The 1,061-nt window shown below is 42.7% G+C and carries 1 protein-coding gene; it reads left to right on the forward strand.

What is annotated here, in order from left to right:
* Positions 1-42: 42 nt before the first annotated feature.
* A partial coding sequence (locus tag ACIFQM_RS24350; RefSeq protein WP_430066329.1) for a recombinase family protein occupies positions 43-1,061 on the forward strand: 1,019 nt, incomplete at its 3' end.

Here is a 1,061-nt window from a genome sequence, read left to right on the forward strand (position 1 = left end):
CCATGTGACCGTATAAAGAAGATATCGAAGGGAGAAACACCTATGGCCCAAGCCACAACCGCAAAAAAAGTCGTCGTTGTTCCCATTAAAACGATGGACACCGTAGAGGGAATTCAATCGATTCAAAAGAAGAAAGTCGCTGCCTATTGTCGGGTCAGTACCGATTCCGAGGAGCAAAAGGAAAGCTACACCAATCAGGTCAATCATTATACAAAGTACATTCAAAACAACTTGGAATGGGAAATGGCGGATATTTACGCCGATGAAGGTATCAGTGGAACCAACACCAAAAATAGAACGCATTTTAATCGGATGATACAGGATGCTCGAAACGGTAAACTGGATCTCATACTGGTCAAGTCGATTTCGAGATTTGCTAGGAATACACTGGATTTATTGAAATATGTACGGGAACTGAAAAGTCTCGGAGTCGCTGTATTCTTTGAACGAGAGAACATTAATACGCTAGATACCACAGGCGAAGTATTGCTGACCATTCTGAGTTCCCTTGCCCAAGACGAGAGTCGGAATATTTCTGAGAATAGTCGATGGGGAATATTACGAGGCTTCCAAAACGGCAAAGTCTTCTGCAACACCACTCGCTTCCTTGGCTACGATAAGGATGAACATGGTGAATTGGTGATTAACGAGTCGGAAGCAGAGATTGTACGCAGAATATACGAGGAGTATTTGGATGGAAAAAGCTATCAGGCGATTGCTAGAGGATTGATGCGAGATCACATTAAAACAGTCACGGGTGGCGATACTTGGTGGGATTCCTCCATTACATTAATTCTGACGAATGAGAAATATTACGGAGCTTTGCTTCAGCAAAAGACGGTAACGGTAGATTTTCTAACCCACAAACGAATAAGGAATAAAGGACAGGAGCAGCAATATTTAATTGAGGACAACCATGAACCGATTGTCTCGAAGGAACTATTTGAAGCGGTGCAAAAGGAAAAGGAACGGAGGGCCAAGCTGAAAGGTAATGTCATGGGGGATAGTAAAAGATACTCCAGTAAATATGCACTCAGTAGCAAAGTATATTGTGGATGCTG

This window comes from Paenibacillus sp. NRS-1782 (assembly GCF_050467685.1).
In the GTDB taxonomy this organism is placed as follows: domain Bacteria; phylum Bacillota; class Bacilli; order Paenibacillales; family Paenibacillaceae; genus Paenibacillus; species Paenibacillus terrae_A.